The organism is Burkholderia sp. Ed8 (assembly GCF_040761425.1).
In the GTDB taxonomy this organism is placed as follows: Bacteria; Pseudomonadota; Gammaproteobacteria; order Burkholderiales; family Burkholderiaceae; genus Burkholderia; species Burkholderia seminalis.
Genome location: NZ_CP142885.1, coordinates 350,850 through 366,083 on the forward strand (window position 1 = coordinate 350,850; position 15,234 = coordinate 366,083).

The 15,234-nt window shown below is 69.5% G+C and carries 12 protein-coding genes; 2 read left to right on the top strand and 10 right to left on the bottom strand.

Features of this window, described 5'->3' with window-relative positions; translation table 11 throughout:
• Positions 1-17: 17 nt before the first annotated feature.
• Positions 18-1,250, bottom strand: a complete 1,233-nt coding sequence (locus VXM69_RS01625) for a diaminopropionate ammonia-lyase (protein ID WP_367188875.1) — start codon at positions 1,248-1,250, stop codon at positions 18-20.
• A 181-nt stretch (positions 1,251-1,431) separates the two neighbouring features.
• Here VXM69_RS01625 and VXM69_RS01630 point away from each other — a divergent pair, with 181 nt between their 5' ends.
• A complete protein-coding gene (locus tag VXM69_RS01630; protein ID WP_059559204.1) occupies positions 1,432-1,908 on the top strand; it encodes an Lrp/AsnC family transcriptional regulator in 477 nt (158 codons plus the stop codon).
• Positions 1,909-1,983: 75 nt separating this feature from the next.
• Here the strand turns inward: VXM69_RS01630 and VXM69_RS01635 are convergent, their stop codons facing one another.
• From VXM69_RS01635 to VXM69_RS01670, 8 genes are all read right to left on the bottom strand, one after another.
• Positions 1,984-3,708 (bottom strand): tannase/feruloyl esterase family alpha/beta hydrolase, encoded by a 1,725-nt coding sequence (locus VXM69_RS01635; RefSeq protein WP_367188876.1) that lies wholly within the window; start codon positions 3,706-3,708, stop codon positions 1,984-1,986.
• A 28-nt stretch (positions 3,709-3,736) separates the two neighbouring features.
• Positions 3,737-4,885: a porin gene (locus tag VXM69_RS01640; protein ID WP_034187604.1), complete on the bottom strand. Its 1,149-nt coding sequence runs from the start codon at positions 4,883-4,885 to the stop codon at positions 3,737-3,739.
• A 66-nt stretch (positions 4,886-4,951) separates the two neighbouring features.
• Positions 4,952-6,157 carry a 3-(3-hydroxy-phenyl)propionate transporter MhpT gene (gene mhpT, locus VXM69_RS01645; protein WP_069246021.1) on the bottom strand — a complete coding sequence of 402 codons (1,206 nt, stop codon included), beginning with the start codon at positions 6,155-6,157 and terminating at the stop codon, positions 4,952-4,954.
• Between the two features lie 273 nt (positions 6,158-6,430).
• The gene (locus VXM69_RS01650; protein WP_034187602.1) at positions 6,431-6,925 is read right to left on the bottom strand and encodes a MarR family transcriptional regulator; all 495 of its coding nucleotides are present in this window, start codon (positions 6,923-6,925) and stop codon (positions 6,431-6,433) included.
• A 134-nt stretch (positions 6,926-7,059) separates the two neighbouring features.
• Positions 7,060-8,811, bottom strand: a complete 1,752-nt coding sequence (locus tag VXM69_RS01655) for an acyl-CoA dehydrogenase (protein WP_367188877.1) — start codon at positions 8,809-8,811, stop codon at positions 7,060-7,062.
• A 10-nt stretch (positions 8,812-8,821) separates the two neighbouring features.
• The gene (locus tag VXM69_RS01660) at positions 8,822-10,726 is read right to left on the bottom strand and encodes a feruloyl-CoA synthase (RefSeq protein ID WP_049031913.1); all 1,905 of its coding nucleotides are present in this window, start codon (positions 10,724-10,726) and stop codon (positions 8,822-8,824) included.
• A 101-nt stretch (positions 10,727-10,827) separates the two neighbouring features.
• Positions 10,828-12,279: an aldehyde dehydrogenase gene (locus tag VXM69_RS01665; RefSeq protein ID WP_034187600.1), complete on the bottom strand. Its 1,452-nt coding sequence runs from the start codon at positions 12,277-12,279 to the stop codon at positions 10,828-10,830.
• A gap of 43 nt (positions 12,280-12,322) precedes the next feature.
• On the bottom strand, positions 12,323-13,150 hold the full coding sequence (locus tag VXM69_RS01670; RefSeq protein ID WP_021163522.1) for a p-hydroxycinnamoyl CoA hydratase/lyase: 828 nt from the start codon (positions 13,148-13,150) through the stop codon (positions 12,323-12,325).
• 169 nt (positions 13,151-13,319) lie between these two features.
• Here VXM69_RS01670 and VXM69_RS01675 point away from each other — a divergent pair, with 169 nt between their 5' ends.
• On the top strand, positions 13,320-14,210 hold the full coding sequence (locus VXM69_RS01675; RefSeq protein WP_124608480.1) for an amidohydrolase family protein: 891 nt from the start codon (positions 13,320-13,322) through the stop codon (positions 14,208-14,210).
• Positions 14,211-14,292: 82 nt separating this feature from the next.
• Here VXM69_RS01675 and VXM69_RS01680 read toward each other — a convergent pair whose 3' ends face one another.
• Positions 14,293-15,195, bottom strand: a complete 903-nt coding sequence (locus tag VXM69_RS01680) for an SMP-30/gluconolactonase/LRE family protein (protein ID WP_034187598.1) — start codon at positions 15,193-15,195, stop codon at positions 14,293-14,295.
• Positions 15,196-15,234: the final 39 nt, after the last annotated feature.

Consider the following 15,234-nt stretch of genomic DNA (forward strand, 5'->3'; position numbering starts at 1 on the left):
GTCGGTCGTCATGTCGTTCAGGCCGCCACCGCCACGCGGTCCAGCCAGTCGCGCTGCCGCGCGCGCACCGCGTCGGCCGTCTCGCCGACGCAGTGCCGGTACACGGACGGCGCCGTCGCGCCTTCGGTATTAATCGCCAGCACATGCGCGTTCTCGTCGAGCCCGGCCTGCCGCGCGAGCGCCGGGTCGCGCATCAGTGCCGTCAGGCCAGCCACGCCGGCCGCGCCCGATTCGCCGACGACGACCGGCACGTCGCGGGCGCTGCCGGCCGCAAGGCCGCGCATCGCCTGCACCGCGTCGTCGTCGTCGATCAGCATGAAGTGGTCGATGCACCTCTCGAGGAAATCCCATGCAAGCGGCGACGCCTCGCCGCACGCGAGCCCGGCCATCACCGAATCGACGCTGCCGGTCGCCTTCGTCGCACGGCCGGCCAACGCGCTCTGGTACAGGCAATCGGCCTGGCGCGGCTCGACGACGACGAAGCGCGGCCGCCGCACGCCGTCGCGTTCCCAGAGATAACTCGCGACGCCCGCGGCGAGGCCGCCCACGCCGCCCTGCAGGAACACGTGCGTGAACGGTCGCCCGTCGTCCTGCGCCGCCTGCGCGGCCGCTTCGGCGGCGATCACGCCGTAACCCTGCATCACGTCGCGCGGAATCGCTTCGTAGCCGTCGTACGACGTGTCCGACACGACATGCCAGCCGTTCGCCTGCGCGAGCTGCGCCGCGCAGACGACCGATTCGTCGTAGTTCCCCGCGATGCGCACGATCCGCGCGCCGTACGCCGCGATCGCGCGTTCGCGCTCGGCGTCGACGTTCGCGTGCAGCACGATCACGCAGCCGCAGCCGATCGCGCGCGCGGCGGCGGCCAGCGCACGGCCGTGGTTGCCGTCGGTCGCGCTGATCACCGTCAGGTCGGCCAGTTCCGCCGCGTACGCGCCGGTGACGAGCCCGCGTGGCTCGAGATCCCGCGTGCGCCGCAGTCGCCTCACGAGCCGCACCAGCGCGATCGGCGCGCCGAGCGCCTTGAAGCTGCCGAGCGGCGAGCGGCACGACTCGTCCTTCACGCGGACGCTCGCGACGCCGAGCCGCGCGGCAAGATCGGGCAGCGCGCGCAGCGGCGTGCGCGCGTTGCCGACGAGCGGCCAGTGCGACAGCCATGCGCCGCTTTCGTCGGCCGATGCGATGTTCATCACACGACGCAGCGCGTTCGGGTACGCGGTGCGCGACGCGCGCGGGTTGGCGATCAGCATGGCGGAGGGCTCCTGGGGCGGGACCGCGCGGGCGGTCCGTCGGGTGGGTCGGATCGGGCGAGCGCCAGTTGCGCTCGCCGTCGGTTCGAAAAATAATATTGCGCGGACCGGTCAATAAAATCGCCAAATCGACGGCTTCAACGCAAAAATTTCTCATTCTTTCGAGGGCTCACGCGCGATCATGACGACCCCACTCGATGCGTTCGACCGCAAGCTGCTGGCGGAGCTGCAGCGCGACGCGCACACGCCGCAGGCCGAGCTCGGCGCGCGCGTCAACCTGTCGACCGCCGCCGTGAACCGGCGGCTGAAGCGCCTCGCGGAAGACGGCGTGATCGAGCGCTATACGGCCGTGATCGCGCCGGACAAGGTCGACCATCCGCTAACGATCGTCGTGAACGTCGAGGTCGAGAGCGAGCAGATCGATCAGCTCGATGCGATGAAGCGCGCGTTCGAGCGCTGTCCGCAGATCCAGCAGTGCTACTACGTGACGGGGGAATGGGATTTCGTGCTGATCCTCGCGGTGCGCAACATGGATCAGTACAACGCGCTCACGCGCGAGCTGTTCTTCGCGAACAACAACGTGAAGCGGTTCAAGACGCTGGTGAGCATGAGCCGCGTGAAGGTCGGGCTCGACGTGCCGCTCGATCTCGGCGAGTAAGTACGCGCCTGCCGGCAAAAATGAAACGGCCGGCGCGCGACTGCCCGCGCCGGCCGCTTCCCGTCGACGGCTACGTCAACGACAACTGAAGCTCGCCGCCGAATTCACGTCGCCCGAGCCGTTGTAGCGCGCGACCTGCGGATACGGGCACAACGGCCGCGTGCGTCCCGCGCCCCACGAGGCGGGCACGTCCGCATTCGGCACCGCGTTGGTCGTGTCGCGCGCGGCGGCCACGATCGCGGCAGGCGCCTGGCCCTGCTCGACCCACGCGACGAGCGGCGTCAGCATGTCGAACTGGTCGGCCGCCGGCCCGCCCGAACAGTGGTTCATCCCCGGCACCGGATAGAAACGCGCGAAATCCGACGCATCGCCGCCGTTCGCCTGCGCGACCTTCGCATACCAGTCGCGCGTATCGTTGAACGAGAACACCGGGTCGCCCGTGCCGTGATAGACGAGCAGCTTCGCGCGGCGCGCCTTCAGCGCGGACAGGTTCGTCTCGTCGGGCGGCGTCATGAACGACCATGAAGATTGCGTGTACACGCCGTTCGTCGCGAAGATCGCCGGTGCATCGTTGTCCATGTCGAAGCCGAGCGCGAAACCAGGCAGGTTCGCGAGCGCCGCGGCGGTTTTCGGCGGCGTCATGAACGTGAACGCCATCGCGGCCGGATCGAGCGAGACCGAATTCGACTGCTTCCACGCGGCCCAGCCGCCGCCGGCCACGCCCGGATCGTACGGAAAGCTCGCGTAGAGCGCCGTGCCCGCGCTGTTGCGCGCCCCCGTGAACACGTTCTCCAGCGCGGTCTTCTGCGCGGGCGTGAGGCAGGCGCCCGTGCGGGTGCCGTTCGCGCAGGTCGGGATATCGGCCTCGACGCTGAAATGCGCCTGGCACGCGGCGACGTCCTGCACCATCCCGTCGGCCGCGCCGTCGAGCGCATCGCATTTCTCGAGGATCTTCGCGCCGACGAACTGCCGCTCCGCATCGTTGAAGCCGCTGCGGATATCCGGCAGCCCGTTCGCGCCGGTCGCCGACGCGATCTTCGCGAACTGCTGCGCGCCGTACATCTCGCCGATCGCCGCCTTCGGCAGATGGAAACCCGGATCGCCCGCGATGATGCCGTCGTAGTCGGCCGGGTTGCGCACGGCGGTGACCATCGCGTGACGGCCGCCGTTCGAGCAGCCGCCGAAATAGCTGCGATCGGGCGCCTTGCCGTACGCGAGCCGGATCACCTGCTTCGCCATCGGCGTGAGCGCATCGACCGCGCCGTAGCCGTAGTCGATCCGCGCCTGCGGATCGAGGCCGAACAGCGGGTTCTGCGCGGCGCTGTGCCCGGAATCCGAGCTGATCACCGCGAAACCCTGGTTCAGCGCGTCGGTCAGGGGCCCGCCGCCGCCGATCTCGCCGGTCGCGGTCACGACGTTGCCGTCGAGCCCGCCGTTCGCCTGGTAGAAGAAGCGGCCGTTCCACGCTTTCGGCAAGCGCATCTCGAAGCCGATCGCATAGGTCTTGCCGTCCACCGCGCTCACGCGCTCGTTCATCTTCCCTTCGATCACGCAGTGCTCGGCGATCGGCTTGCCGGCCACCGTCAGCGCGCCGGCGGCCGCGGTCGTCACCGACGTGAACGACGTGTTCGCATACGCGAGCTTCGCGGCAAGCGCGTCGCAGGTCTGCGCCATCGCGGCCGGCGTCGCGGCGCTCAGGTGGGTCGGCGTGGAACTGACCGAGTCGTCGCCACCGCAACCGGCGAGCACGGCCGCCGCGGAGAGCGGCGCGATGCAGAGGAATGCAGATTTCCTGTTCAAGATATCTCCCGTTTGTCTGGCTGCCGGATCAGAACATGTGCCGCACGCCGACCATCGCGCCGAGCTGCCCCATCCCTTCGCCCGGCGTCGTGCCGGGCCCGCCGCCGCTGACCGCGTAGCGTGCGTGCGCGCTGTTCCACAGATACGACGATTGCGCATAGACGGCCGTGCGCTTGGTCAGCAGATAGGTCGCGCGCAGCGTCGCCATCGTCGCGCGCGTGTCGTGCGCGGTGTTGACGATCCGGTAGCCTTCGCCGTCGACGACGAAATCGGGCTTCACCGCATATGACGCGCCGACGAAGAACAGGTCCGAATGCGCGCCGGGCGCGGCCGGCGAACCGGTCGACACGCGCCGCCCGATCCAGCCCGCGCCGATCCGCGCGCCGGCGGCCTGCGCGTACGCGCTCACGTGCGTGCGGGCATCCTTGCCGCCGCTGCTGGTGAAGGCGACGGGGGCGATGCCGTCGAAGAAGTTGGCGGCCGCGCCGGTGCCGCCGCGCTGTTCCTCGTACGACGCTGCCGCGCCGAAATACGCGCTGTCGTACTTGAGCATCACCGACCAGTTGCGGCACTGGGTGGCATCGCCCGGCACCTGCCCGGCGCACGTCCCCTGCCCCGGCGAGTTGCCGGTGCCCGCGCCGTCGCGGCCGAACGAATACGCGGCGCCGAGCGTCACGCCTCGATAGGTGCCGAGGTAGGTCACCGCGTTGTCGGCGCGGCCGTTCGGCACGTAGGCGTCGAACGAGCCGAGCCCGTAGATGTCGGGGCCGATGATGTCCGCGCCCTGCAGCGCGAGATAGGTCATCGTGTACTGGCGGCCGAACGCGAGCGTGCCGAAGCCGCCCTTGAGCCCGACGAACGCCTGCCGGCCGAACAGCCGGCCGCCCTGGCCGAGATCGCCGCCGCGCACGTTGAAACCGCTTTCGAGCGTGAACACCGCCTGATAACCGCCGCCGAGATCCTCCGTGCCGCGCAGCCCCCAGCGCGACGGCAGCTCGCCCGTCACGCCCGGCATGCGCACGACGTGATCGCCGGCCGCGTTCGCGTGCGACACGAACTCCACGCCCGTGTCGATGATCCCGTACAGCGTCACGCTCGACTGCGCGTGCGCGCCGGTTGCGGCGAGCGCGCAGCACGCGCCGGCGGCCAGCAGGCCGTTCCTTGTCTTCGTCTTCATATCGTTGCGTCTCCAGACCATGTTGAATGGCGCGCTCTGACGGCGCGTATCGAAAAAAGCAAAACCTCAGTCGTCCGCCTGCGGGCGGCGGATCAGCAGCAGCGCGGCGACGGCCGCGACGAGCGTGACGGGAATGCTCGCGCCGATCACGACGGGCGCGCTGCGGCCCATTGCGAGCAGCTCGGCGGCGGCGAGCGGCCCGACCACCGAGCCGAGGCGGCCAACGGCAACGGCGGAGCCGACGCCGGTGCCACGCATCGCGGTCGGGTAATAGATCGCGGCCAGCGCATACAGCACCGACTGGCCGCCGACGACGAACATCCCGGCCGCGAACGCGGCGGCGGACAGCCACAGGAGTCCGGGCGCGATCGCCAGCGCGGCAAGCGACAGCACGATCCCCGCGTACATGCCGCCGACCACGCGCGACGGACGCAAGCGGTCCATCGACATGCCGATGCCGAGCACGCCGAGGCCGCTGCCGATGTTGAAGAAGATCTGCACGATCCCGGCCTGGCTGCGCGCGAGCCCCTTCGCGGCCATCAGCGACGGCAGCCAGTTCAGCAGGAAATACAGCACGATCAGCGTGCAGAAGTAGCTGAGCCACAACGCCAGTGTCGTGCCGGTGCGCGAGCCGCCGAACAGCGTCTGTCCGACGCTGGGGCGCGCCGCGCCCGATGCGCTGACGTCGAGGAACGCACGCGATTCGGGCAGCAGGGCGAGCAGCAGCGGCGCGAGCAGCAGCGGGCCGACGCCTCCGACATAGAAAATGTGCCGCCATTCGGTGTCGCCTGCGAGCAGCACGCCGATCAGCGACGCGATCACGCCGCCGAACGGAATCCCGCAATACATCACGGCCACCGCGCTGCTGCGCGAGCGTGCGTCGACCGCTTCCGACGACAATGCAATGAGGTTCGGCATCGCGCCGCCGAGGCCGAGGCCGGTCAGCGCGCGAACGGCGACCAGCATCGCGAAGCTCGACACCTGCGCGGTCGCGATCGACAGCAGCCCGAACAGGCAGACCGACGCGATCAGCACGTGCTTGCGGCCGATCCGGTCGGCCAGCCAGCCGCCGAGCATCGCGCCCGGCAGCAGGCCAAACGTGCCCGCGCTGAACGCGAGTCCCATCTGTGAAACCGAGAGCCCGAATTCGTGGGCCATGCGCGGTGCCGCGACGCCGACCGACTGCAGGTCGAGCCCCTCGAGCAATGCGATCGCGAAACACAGGCCGAGCGTCGTCGCGACGGCCGGCCTTGCGGCAACGGAAGTATCCATGTCGTCTCCTAACCGTGACTCGCGCGGCATACGCGGAACGCATGCGCGGTGTCCTTGCTTTATCGTGATCGGGTCTCGTTACTTTATCAGGTAGCCTGATTAATAACCCGAAAGAAAATCCCGTCGAGGGACGGGATGATTTAATAACAGGTAACCTGATATTTCAAGTGTCGCGAGCGCGGTGTTAACCCGCAACCCGTTCGCAACCCGGGCCACGCCGCGGCGTGGCCCGGCGCGGCCGGAGAAACCGGAACGAAAGACGCGGCGGCGTGCTCAGTCGCGCAGGTTGCGCACGAACAGCTCGAGCGTGCGGTGAACCTGCTCGACGTCGTCGGCGTTCACGTCGTCCCCGAGCATCCGGCGCTCGAGCGGCCGCAGCACCCGCTCGCAGTCGCGCAGGATTGCCGAGCCCTCGTCGGTCAAACGCAGCAGGATCACGCGGCCATGGCTGGGATCGGCCTCGCGCGTCACGAAGCCGCGGGCGGCCATCGCAACCATCACTTCGTTCGCGGATTGCGGCGTGATGAACGAGCGCACCGCGAGTTGCGCATTGGACAGCGCGCCGCGCGCCTCGAGCACCGACAGCGCCGTGTACTGCGCGAGCGTCACACCGAGCGGCGCGAGCGCATCGCTCATCTGGCGGCGCAGCAGCCGGTCGAGATTGCCGATCAGGTAGGTAAGCCGCTGCTGCGAACGCATGCGCGGCCTGGCTTCGCTGGCGCGGGCCGTGCGTTTCGTGCCGGCCGGTTTGACGGGTGTCGAACTCATGAACGTGTCGGAAGGAGGATCGCGGGCCATCTTACCTCACGCGGTCCGTCTATCGGCCCGTATATCGGCCCGCACGGCGGCTCGTGCCGGCCGGCGAGCCGCTCCGGGCCATCCACGCCCGGCTCGGACAAACCTTATGCCGCGGCAACCGGCAACGCCGCGCGGCAGCCCGCGTCCACCAGCGCGAGCCGGTGTGCGAACGCCGCGAGCGGATAGTCGAAGAAGTAGGTGCCGACCGCGCGCTTGCCGGCACGGAACGAATCGTCTCCCGGCGAATCGCCGACGATGCGCAGCGTGCGCGCCCACGCGAACGCGAGCAGCAGCCAGCCGACCAGCGCGAGATAGTCGTCCGCGACCCGGTAGGGCAGATCCGGATCGTGCTCGCTCGCGCGGATCACGCCGGCCGTCACGCGCTCGAGCTCCGCGCACAGCGTGGCGACGCGCGCCCCGGCGTCCCTCACCCGCTCGTCCGCTGCCGCCTGGACGCCCTGCGCGGCTTCCGTGCGAATCAACTCGAGCAGCGCGTGCAGCGCCTCGCCGCGATCCCCCAGCACCTTGCGCACCAGCAGATCGATCGCCTGGATCTCGTTGGTCCCTTCGTACAGCATCGACACGCGGCAATCGCGCACCGTCTGTTCGATCCCGTATTCGTGAACGTAACCGTAGCCGCCGAATACCTGCAGCGCGTTCGACGCGGCCGCGAAGCCGTTCGCGGTGAAGAACGCCTTGGCAACCGGCGTGAGCAACGATGCCAGCCGCGACGCCGCGAGCCGTGCCGGCGGCTGCGGATCGTGCGCGGCGACGTCGAGCCAGTGCGCGATCCAGTAGCCGATCGCGCGCTCGCCTTCGACGATCGCCTGCGCATCGAGCAGGATGCGGCGGATCGCGGCGTGTTGCGCGATCGGCGCCGCCCTGCCCTGCACGCGCTCGCGCGCATAGGCCGACGCGGCCTGCCATGCGCTCTGCGCATGCCCGACACCCTGCATGGCGACCTGCAGGCGCGCCGCGTTCATCATCACGAACATCGATGCGAGCCCGCGATGCGGCTCGCCGACGAGCCAGCCCGCGGCCGCGTCGAAACGCATCGTGCAGGTCGGGCTGGCCTTCAGCCCCATCTTCTTCTCGACGCCGTCGCACCAGACGCCGTTGCGCACGCGGCCGCCCGGCGCGTCGAGCCACTTCGGCACGACAAACAGCGACAGCCCCTTCGTTCCCGCCGGCGCATCGGGCAGCCGCGCGAGCACGAGGTGCACGATGTTGTCGGTCAGATCGTGCTCGCCGCCGGTGATGAACAGCTTGCTGCCGCTGATCCGGTAGCCGTCGGCGGCCGGGTCCGGCACTGCCTGCGTGCGCAGCAGGCCGAGATCGCTGCCCGCCTGTGGCTCGGTGATGCACATCGTCGTCAGCCACTCGCCACTCGCGATCCTCGGCAGCACGTCGCGCTTCAGGCGCTCGCCGCCGTGCGCGCGCAGGCACGCCACCGCGCCGTGCGTGAGCCCCGGCGACATCAGCCACGCATGGTTCGCCCCCGCGAGCATCTCCTGCAGCGCGACGTCGAGCAGATGCGGCAGCCCCTGGCCGCCGCAATCGGCGTCGAGCGCCAGCGTCGGCCAGCCGGCGTCGACGTAGTCGCGGTACGCATCGCGAAAGCCCGCCGGCATCGTCACTCCGGTACCGTCGAACCGGCAGCCCTCGAGATCGCCGGTCGAATCGAGCGGCGCGATGCGTTCGACCACGAAGCGGGCGGCTTCGTCGAGCACCTGCCCGGCGGTCGACAGGTCGAGCTCCGCCCAGTCGGGCACGCGGCGCCGCAGCGCCGGCGCATCGAGCCATTCGCCGATCACGAACAGCATGTCGCGCAACGGCGCGCAATACGCGTTGCTCATCGCACGCACCTCATGCCCGGTACGCCGTGCCGGCGACGATCACGCCCGCGTCGGCCGCGCCCGGCTCGTACATCGCGTCGACCACCGCCGCACGGTGCATGAGCACCGCACGCTGGTTGATCGAGCCCTTGTCGGTGACTTCGCCGAGATCGAGCGAAGGCGGCGTATCGAGCACGCACAGCCGCGTGACGAACGTCGCGCTGCCGGTCGCGTCGCGGTTCAGGCGCTCGAGCAGGTCCGCGAAGAACGCCCGCACCGCGGGCGCCTGCAGGACGGTGCGCACATCGGCATCCGGTGCCGCGCCGGCCAGGCGACGGCAATCGTCGATGCGCGGGAAGATCATCACGCCGACGTCGTCGCGGTTCATCCCCGTGACGACCGCGTCCTGCACGTACGGCGCGCCGTTCGATACGATCCGCGCGCGCATGGGCCCGACGCTCACGAAGGTGCCGGACGACAGTTTGAAATCCTCCGCGATGCGCCCGTCGAACATCAGGCCGATCTCCGGTCGCGCGGGATCGACGAAACGCACGGCATCGCCGCTGCGGTAGTAGCCCTCCTCGTCGAATACCTCGCGCGCGTCGTCGCCGCTCGCGCGCCAATAACCGGCCATCACGTTCGGCCCGCGAAAGCGCGCCTCGAGCTTGCCGTCGACCGGCACCAGCTTCGCGTCGCAGCCGGGCGCGGGCAGGCCGATGTAGCCGGCTCCCGACATCGGCCCGGTGGTGAACATGCACGATGGCGCGGCCTCGGTCATCCCGAGGCCCGCCATGATCCGGATGCGCTCGCCGCAGTGCGCGAGCGTCACGCGCTCGAGCCGGTCCCACGCGGCCTGCGACAGTCCGGCGCCCGCGAAGAAATACATCTTCACGCGCGAGAAGAAGGTTTCGCGCAGCGCGGCATCCGTCTCGAGCGCCGCGGTCAGCTCTTCCCAGCCCTTCGGCACGTTGAAATACACGGTGGGCGCGATGTCGCGCAGGTTGCGCAGCGTCTCGCCGAACTTGCCGGCGACCGGCTTGCCGTCGTCGATGTACAGCGTGCCGCCGTTGTACAGCGCGATGCCGACGTTATGGCTGCCGCCGAACGTGTGATTCCACGGCAGCCAGTCGACCAGTACCGGCGGCTCCAGACCGAACTGCGGAAACGTCTCGAGCAGCATCTGCTGGTTGCTGCACAGCATCCGGTGCGTGGTCGGCACCGCCTTGGGCAGCCGTGTCGACCCCGACGTGAACAGGAATTTCGCGATCGTGTCGCCGGTGATCGCACCGTGCGCGGCATCGACGCTGCCCGGTGTCGTGTCGAGCAGCGACGAGAAACGCGTGACGCCGTCCATCCCGTCGGGTGCCGACACGACCACGCGCTCGACATCAGGCGGCACCGCCGCGTCGAGCGCGGCACGAAACGCCGCGCCGTCCGACGCGAAGACCAGCCCCGGCGTGAGCACGGCGAGCGCGTGGCGCAGCTTGCCGTAATCGCTCGACACGAGCGAATACGCAGGCGACAGCGGCGCATGCGGAATGCCGGCCCACATCGCGCCGAACGCGAGTTGCAGATGTTCGAGGTCGTTGCCCGACAGGATCGCGACGGGCCGCTCGGCCGACAGCCCGCGATCGAGCAGCGCCTGGCCGATCGCGCGGGCGCGCTCGAGCATCTGCGCATACGTGATGCCGATCCACGTACCGTCGGGCCCGCGCCGCGCGACCAGCCAGCGGTCCGGATGCGCGCGCGCGCCGCTCGCGAGCCGGTCGGTCAGCCGGTGCGGGTACGCGCCGAGCGGGGTCGTCGCGCGCAAGGTCCAGCAGCCGTCGCGTTGCACGATCTCCGGCGGTGCCGTGCCGATCGCCACGGGGCGATAGCCGGCGGGAACGCGCTGTGCGGCAGCCGCGTCGCGCAGTTGGGTCGGATCCGCATCCAAGTTCTGTCTCCGGTCGGTTCCGCCCCGCGCGCGTACGCGCGCCGGGCGGAGACTTCATTGTGTCGTTGTCTTAACGGGGGCGCCGCGGCGCCCGGAACTGCTCAGATCGGGTAGTGACGCGGCGTGGTCTGGACCGTGATCCAGCGCAGGTCGGTAAACTCGGCGATCGACGCCTTGCTGCCGAACCGGCCGTAGCCGCTTGCCTTCACGCCGCCGAACGGCATCTGCGCCTCGTCGTGCACCGTCGGCCCGTTGATGTGGCAGATGCCCGATTCGATCTGCTTCGCGACCTGCATCGCGCGCGCGATATCGCGGCTGAACACCGCCGCCGACAGCCCGTACTCGCTGTCGTTCGCGGCCGCGAGCGCGGCGGCGTCGCCGTCGACGCGCTGCACGGTCACCACCGGCCCGAACGATTCGTCCGCATACAGCTGCATGTCGCGCGTGACACCGTCGACGATCGTCGGCTGCATCACCGCGCCGTCGACTTCACAGCCGAGCGGCAGCGCGGCGCCGTGCGCGCGCGCGTCGTCCACCATCGCCGCGATCCGCCGCGCGGCGGCCGCGCTTTCGAGCGTGCCCAGCACGACGCCCGGCGCGGCCGGGTTGCCGGCCTTCAGCGTGCGTGCCTTCGCGACGAGCCGTTCGACGAACGCATCGGCAACCTTGCGATCGACGATCACGCGCTCGGTCGACATGCAGATCTGCCCCTGGTTGAAGAACGCGCCGAACGCGACCGCCTCGACCGCCGCGTCGAGATCGGCGTCGTCGAGCACGAGCACCGGCGCCTTGCCGCCGAGTTCAAGCAGCGCCGGCTTCAGGTGCTGCGCGGCAAGCGTCGCGACGATGCGGCCAACGCGTGTCGAACCGGTGAAGTTCACGCGGCGCACCGCCGGGTTCGCGATCAGCCGCTCGACGATCGCCGGCGCGTCCCGCGGCGCATGCGTGATCACGTTGACCACGCCGTCGCCGAGCCCTGCGTCGTGCAGCACGCTGCCGATCAGCCGGTGCACGCCCGGACACCCCTCCGACGCCTTCAGCACCACCGTGTTGCCGCAGGCGAGCGGCATCGCGAGCGCACGGGTCGCGAGAATCACCGGCGCATTCCACGGCGCGATCCCGAGCACGACACCGCACGGCTGGCGCACGGCCATCGCGAGGCTGCCGGGCACGTCCGACGGGATCACCGCGCCGTCGATCTGCGTGGTCATCGCGGCCGCCTCGCGCAGCATGTTCGCCGCGAGCATCACGTTGAAGCCGTACCAGTTCGCCATCGCACCGGTTTCCGCGCGGCCGGTTTCGATGAATTCGCCCGCGCGCGCGTCCATCCGGTCGGCCGCCGCGAGCAGCCGCCGACGGCGCTCGGTCGGCGCGAGCGCGGCCCATGCGGGGAATGCGCGCGCCGCTGCCGCGACCGCGGCGTCCGCGTCGGCAAGCGTCGCCGCGGCGGCGCGCGACGCCACCTGTCCCGTCGCCGGATCGATCCGGTCGAAGGTCCCGCCGTCCGACGCGCCGCGCGACACGCCGTCGATCAACAAACTCACTTCGTGCATTTCCGTGTCTCCACTCGGATCCGGTTGCGTGCGGCGGCGCGCGTCAGCGCTTGTACGCCTGCAGGCCCGGCTTGATGCTCTTGTCGTCGAGGAACTGCTTGAGGCCCTGCTCGCGCCCGCCTTCCGGATCGCGGTAGTTCGCCTGGTCGAGCTTCGCGTACAGGTAGTCTTCGTTCTGCTCCCAGGTCAGCTCGCGGCAACGCTTGAAGCCGTGCTTCGCGTTACGGATCACGACCGGGTTCTTGTCGAGCAGCTTCGCGGCCAGCGCGCGCACCTCGTCGCGCAGCTGCGCGCGCGGCACGCTCTTGTTGACGAGCCCCATCTGCGCGGCCTGCGGGCCGGTGAAGGTGTCGCCGGTCATGATGTAGTAGAGCGCCTGGCGATGGCCCACGGTGTCGGCCATCGCCTTGCTGACGAGGTTGCCCGGCGGGATGCCCCAGTTGATTTCCGACAGGCCGAACACCGCTTCGTCGGCCGCGATCGCGAGGTCGCACGCGACGAGCGGCGAGAAGCCGCCGCCGAAGCACCAGCCGTTGACCATCGCGATCGTCGGCTTCGCATACATGCGCAGCAATTGCCACTGCCAGCGGCTCGCGTCGCGGCGAATCTTTTCCTGCAGGATTTCCGGGCCCGCGTCGACTTCGCGGAAATATTCCTTCAGGTCCATCCCGGCCGTCCAGGCGTCGCCCTCGCCGGTCAGCACGAGCACCTGCGCCTCGGCATCGAGTTCGATCGCCTCCAGCACGTCGATCATCTCCGCGTTCAGCGTCGGGCTCATCGCGTTGCGCTTGTCCGGACGGTTCAGCGTCACCCATGCGATCCCGCCCTCGACCTCGACCTTCACCGTTTTCCAGCGCCCTTCGTAACCCATTTTCGTTCTCCAATGACGATGCCGCCCTGTGCGACTCGCGACCAATTTACTATCAGGTAACCTGATATGTAAAGTAGAATGGAAGCGGCTCCGGACAAACCCCTAAACGGGCCCGGACAGCCGATTTCGCGCCGTGCCGGCCGACGAATCACGACATGAGGAGACACGCTTGGACATCGACAACCTGATCGCCATCGACACGCACGTGCATGCCGAAGTGTCGTGCTGCCAGCCGCCGGACCTGTTCGCGAAGGCATTCGACGACGCGGCCGACAAGTACTTCGGCACCGTGCTGAAGCAGGGCCGTCGGCCGACCATTCCGGAGACGATCGCGTATTACCGCGAGCGCCGGATCGGCTTCGTGATGTTCACCGTCGACTGCGAGACGAACATCGGCCGGCGGCGGATTCCGAACGAGGAAATCGCGCAATTCGCGCGGGACAACGCCGACGTGATGATCGCGTTCGCGAGCATCGACCCGCACAAGGGCCGCTTCGGCGCCCGCGAGGCGCGCCGCCTGATCGACGAGCACGGCGTGAAGGGCTTCAAGTTCCACCCGACGATGCAGGGATGCTTCCCGAACGACAGGCTCGCCTATCCGATCTACGAGGTGATCGCGGAATACGGATTGCCGGCCGTATTCCACAGCGGGCATTCGGGGATGGGATCGGGGATGCGCGGCGGCGGCGGGCTGCATCTGAAGTATTCCGAACCGATTCACCTCGACGACGTCGCGGTCGACTTCCCGGACATGAAGATCGTGATCGCGCACCCTTCATGGCCATGGCAGGAGCAGGCGCTGTCGATCGCGCTGCACAAGCCGAACGTCTACATCGACCTGTCGGGATGGTCGCCGAAGTACTTCTCGCCCGAGCTGGTGAAATACGCGAACACGCTGCTCAGGCACAAGGTGCTGTTCGCGTCCGACTTTCCGCTGATCCGGCCGGACCGCTGGCTCGAGGATTTTCAGGGCGCCGGGTTCCGGCCCGACGTGCATTCGCTGATTCTGAAAGACAACGCGGTCGCGTTGCTGGGGCTGCAGGCCGCGCGGCAGTCGTGACCCGTCCGGCCGTGACGGCGGCCGGCAGCGCGTGGCGGCCCGACCGACCGCGCCGCCGCCCGCACCCGCCGCACCGGCGCGCTCAGTTCGCGGGCTTGCCCAAGAACCGCGCGGTCGGCAGCCCCGCGTAGCGGGTGCGGGCGACGAACACGCCGCCGGCGGCGGCATCGTTCGCCAGCGCATCGTCGCCGAGCCCGATGCGTGCGCTCGTCACGTACAACCGGCCTTCACCGTCGATGGCGACGCAGCTCGGCTGCGCGGTCGGCACGTCGACGCGATCGGTCTCGATCCCGTCCGGCCCGTAGCGTACCACCCGCCGGCCGCCCCACTGCGCGTTCCACAGCCCGCCGTCGCGATCGGTCGTCGAGCCGTCCGGGTCGCCGTCCGCATCGGTCAGCCGCGCGAACGGCCGCACGTTCGCAACGTCGCCGCCCGCACGGTAATCGCACGCGAAAATCTCGCGCACCAGCGAATCGCAGAAGTACATCGTCGAGCCGTCCGGCGAAAACGCGATGCTGTTCGCGATCGCGGCCGGCGGCAACGCGAGCCGTTCGAGCGTGAGGTCCGCATTGAGCCGGTAGAACCCGCCGACCGCGCGCGGCGGCTCGGCGCCTTCGTCCTTCATCCCGAACACGAACGCGCCGGACGGATCGCAGCGCCCGTCGTTCAGGCGCGTCGGCAGATCGGGCTCGACGTCGACGATCCGCGTGAACGCGCCGCTGCGCAGGTCGAAGAACGCGAGATGCGTGGCGAGCCCGACGAGCAGCACGTCCGGATCGTCGGTCAGCGCGAAGCACGCGAGCCGCTCGGGCATCGCCCACGGCGTGAGGTCGGTGCCGTCCGCGCGGCAGCGCCACAGTTGCGCGCCTTCGATGTCCACCCAGTACAGCGCGCGGGCCTTGTCGCACCACGTCGCGCCTTCGCCGAGCGTGTTGCGGGTGTCTGCCAGCAGCGTCGCGTGCGCGGCCGGATGAGTCTGTTGCATGCCGTCTCCCGATATCTGTCGCGAATGACCGTCGCGTTC

Excerpts from the sequence above, each read along its gene's own strand:
- VXM69_RS01680 (WP_034187598.1), bottom strand. The coding sequence starts at position 15,195 with ATGCAACAGACTCATCCGGCCGCGCACGCGACGCTGCTGGCAGACACC.
- VXM69_RS01655 (WP_367188877.1), bottom strand. The coding sequence starts at position 8,811 with ATGAGCAACGCGTATTGCGCGCCGTTGCGCGACATGCTGTTCGTGATC.
- VXM69_RS01630 (WP_059559204.1), top strand. The coding sequence starts at position 1,432 with ATGACGACCCCACTCGATGCGTTCGACCGCAAGCTGCTGGCGGAGCTG.
- VXM69_RS01670 (WP_021163522.1), bottom strand. The coding sequence starts at position 13,150 with ATGGGTTACGAAGGGCGCTGGAAAACGGTGAAGGTCGAGGTCGAGGGC.
- mhpT (WP_069246021.1), bottom strand. The coding sequence starts at position 6,157 with ATGGATACTTCCGTTGCCGCAAGGCCGGCCGTCGCGACGACGCTCGGC.
- VXM69_RS01650 (WP_034187602.1), bottom strand. The coding sequence starts at position 6,925 with ATGAGTTCGACACCCGTCAAACCGGCCGGCACGAAACGCACGGCCCGC.
- VXM69_RS01665 (WP_034187600.1), bottom strand. The coding sequence starts at position 12,279 with ATGCACGAAGTGAGTTTGTTGATCGACGGCGTGTCGCGCGGCGCGTCG.
- VXM69_RS01640 (WP_034187604.1), bottom strand. The coding sequence starts at position 4,885 with ATGAAGACGAAGACAAGGAACGGCCTGCTGGCCGCCGGCGCGTGCTGC.
- VXM69_RS01625 (WP_367188875.1), bottom strand. The coding sequence starts at position 1,250 with ATGCTGATCGCCAACCCGCGCGCGTCGCGCACCGCGTACCCGAACGCG.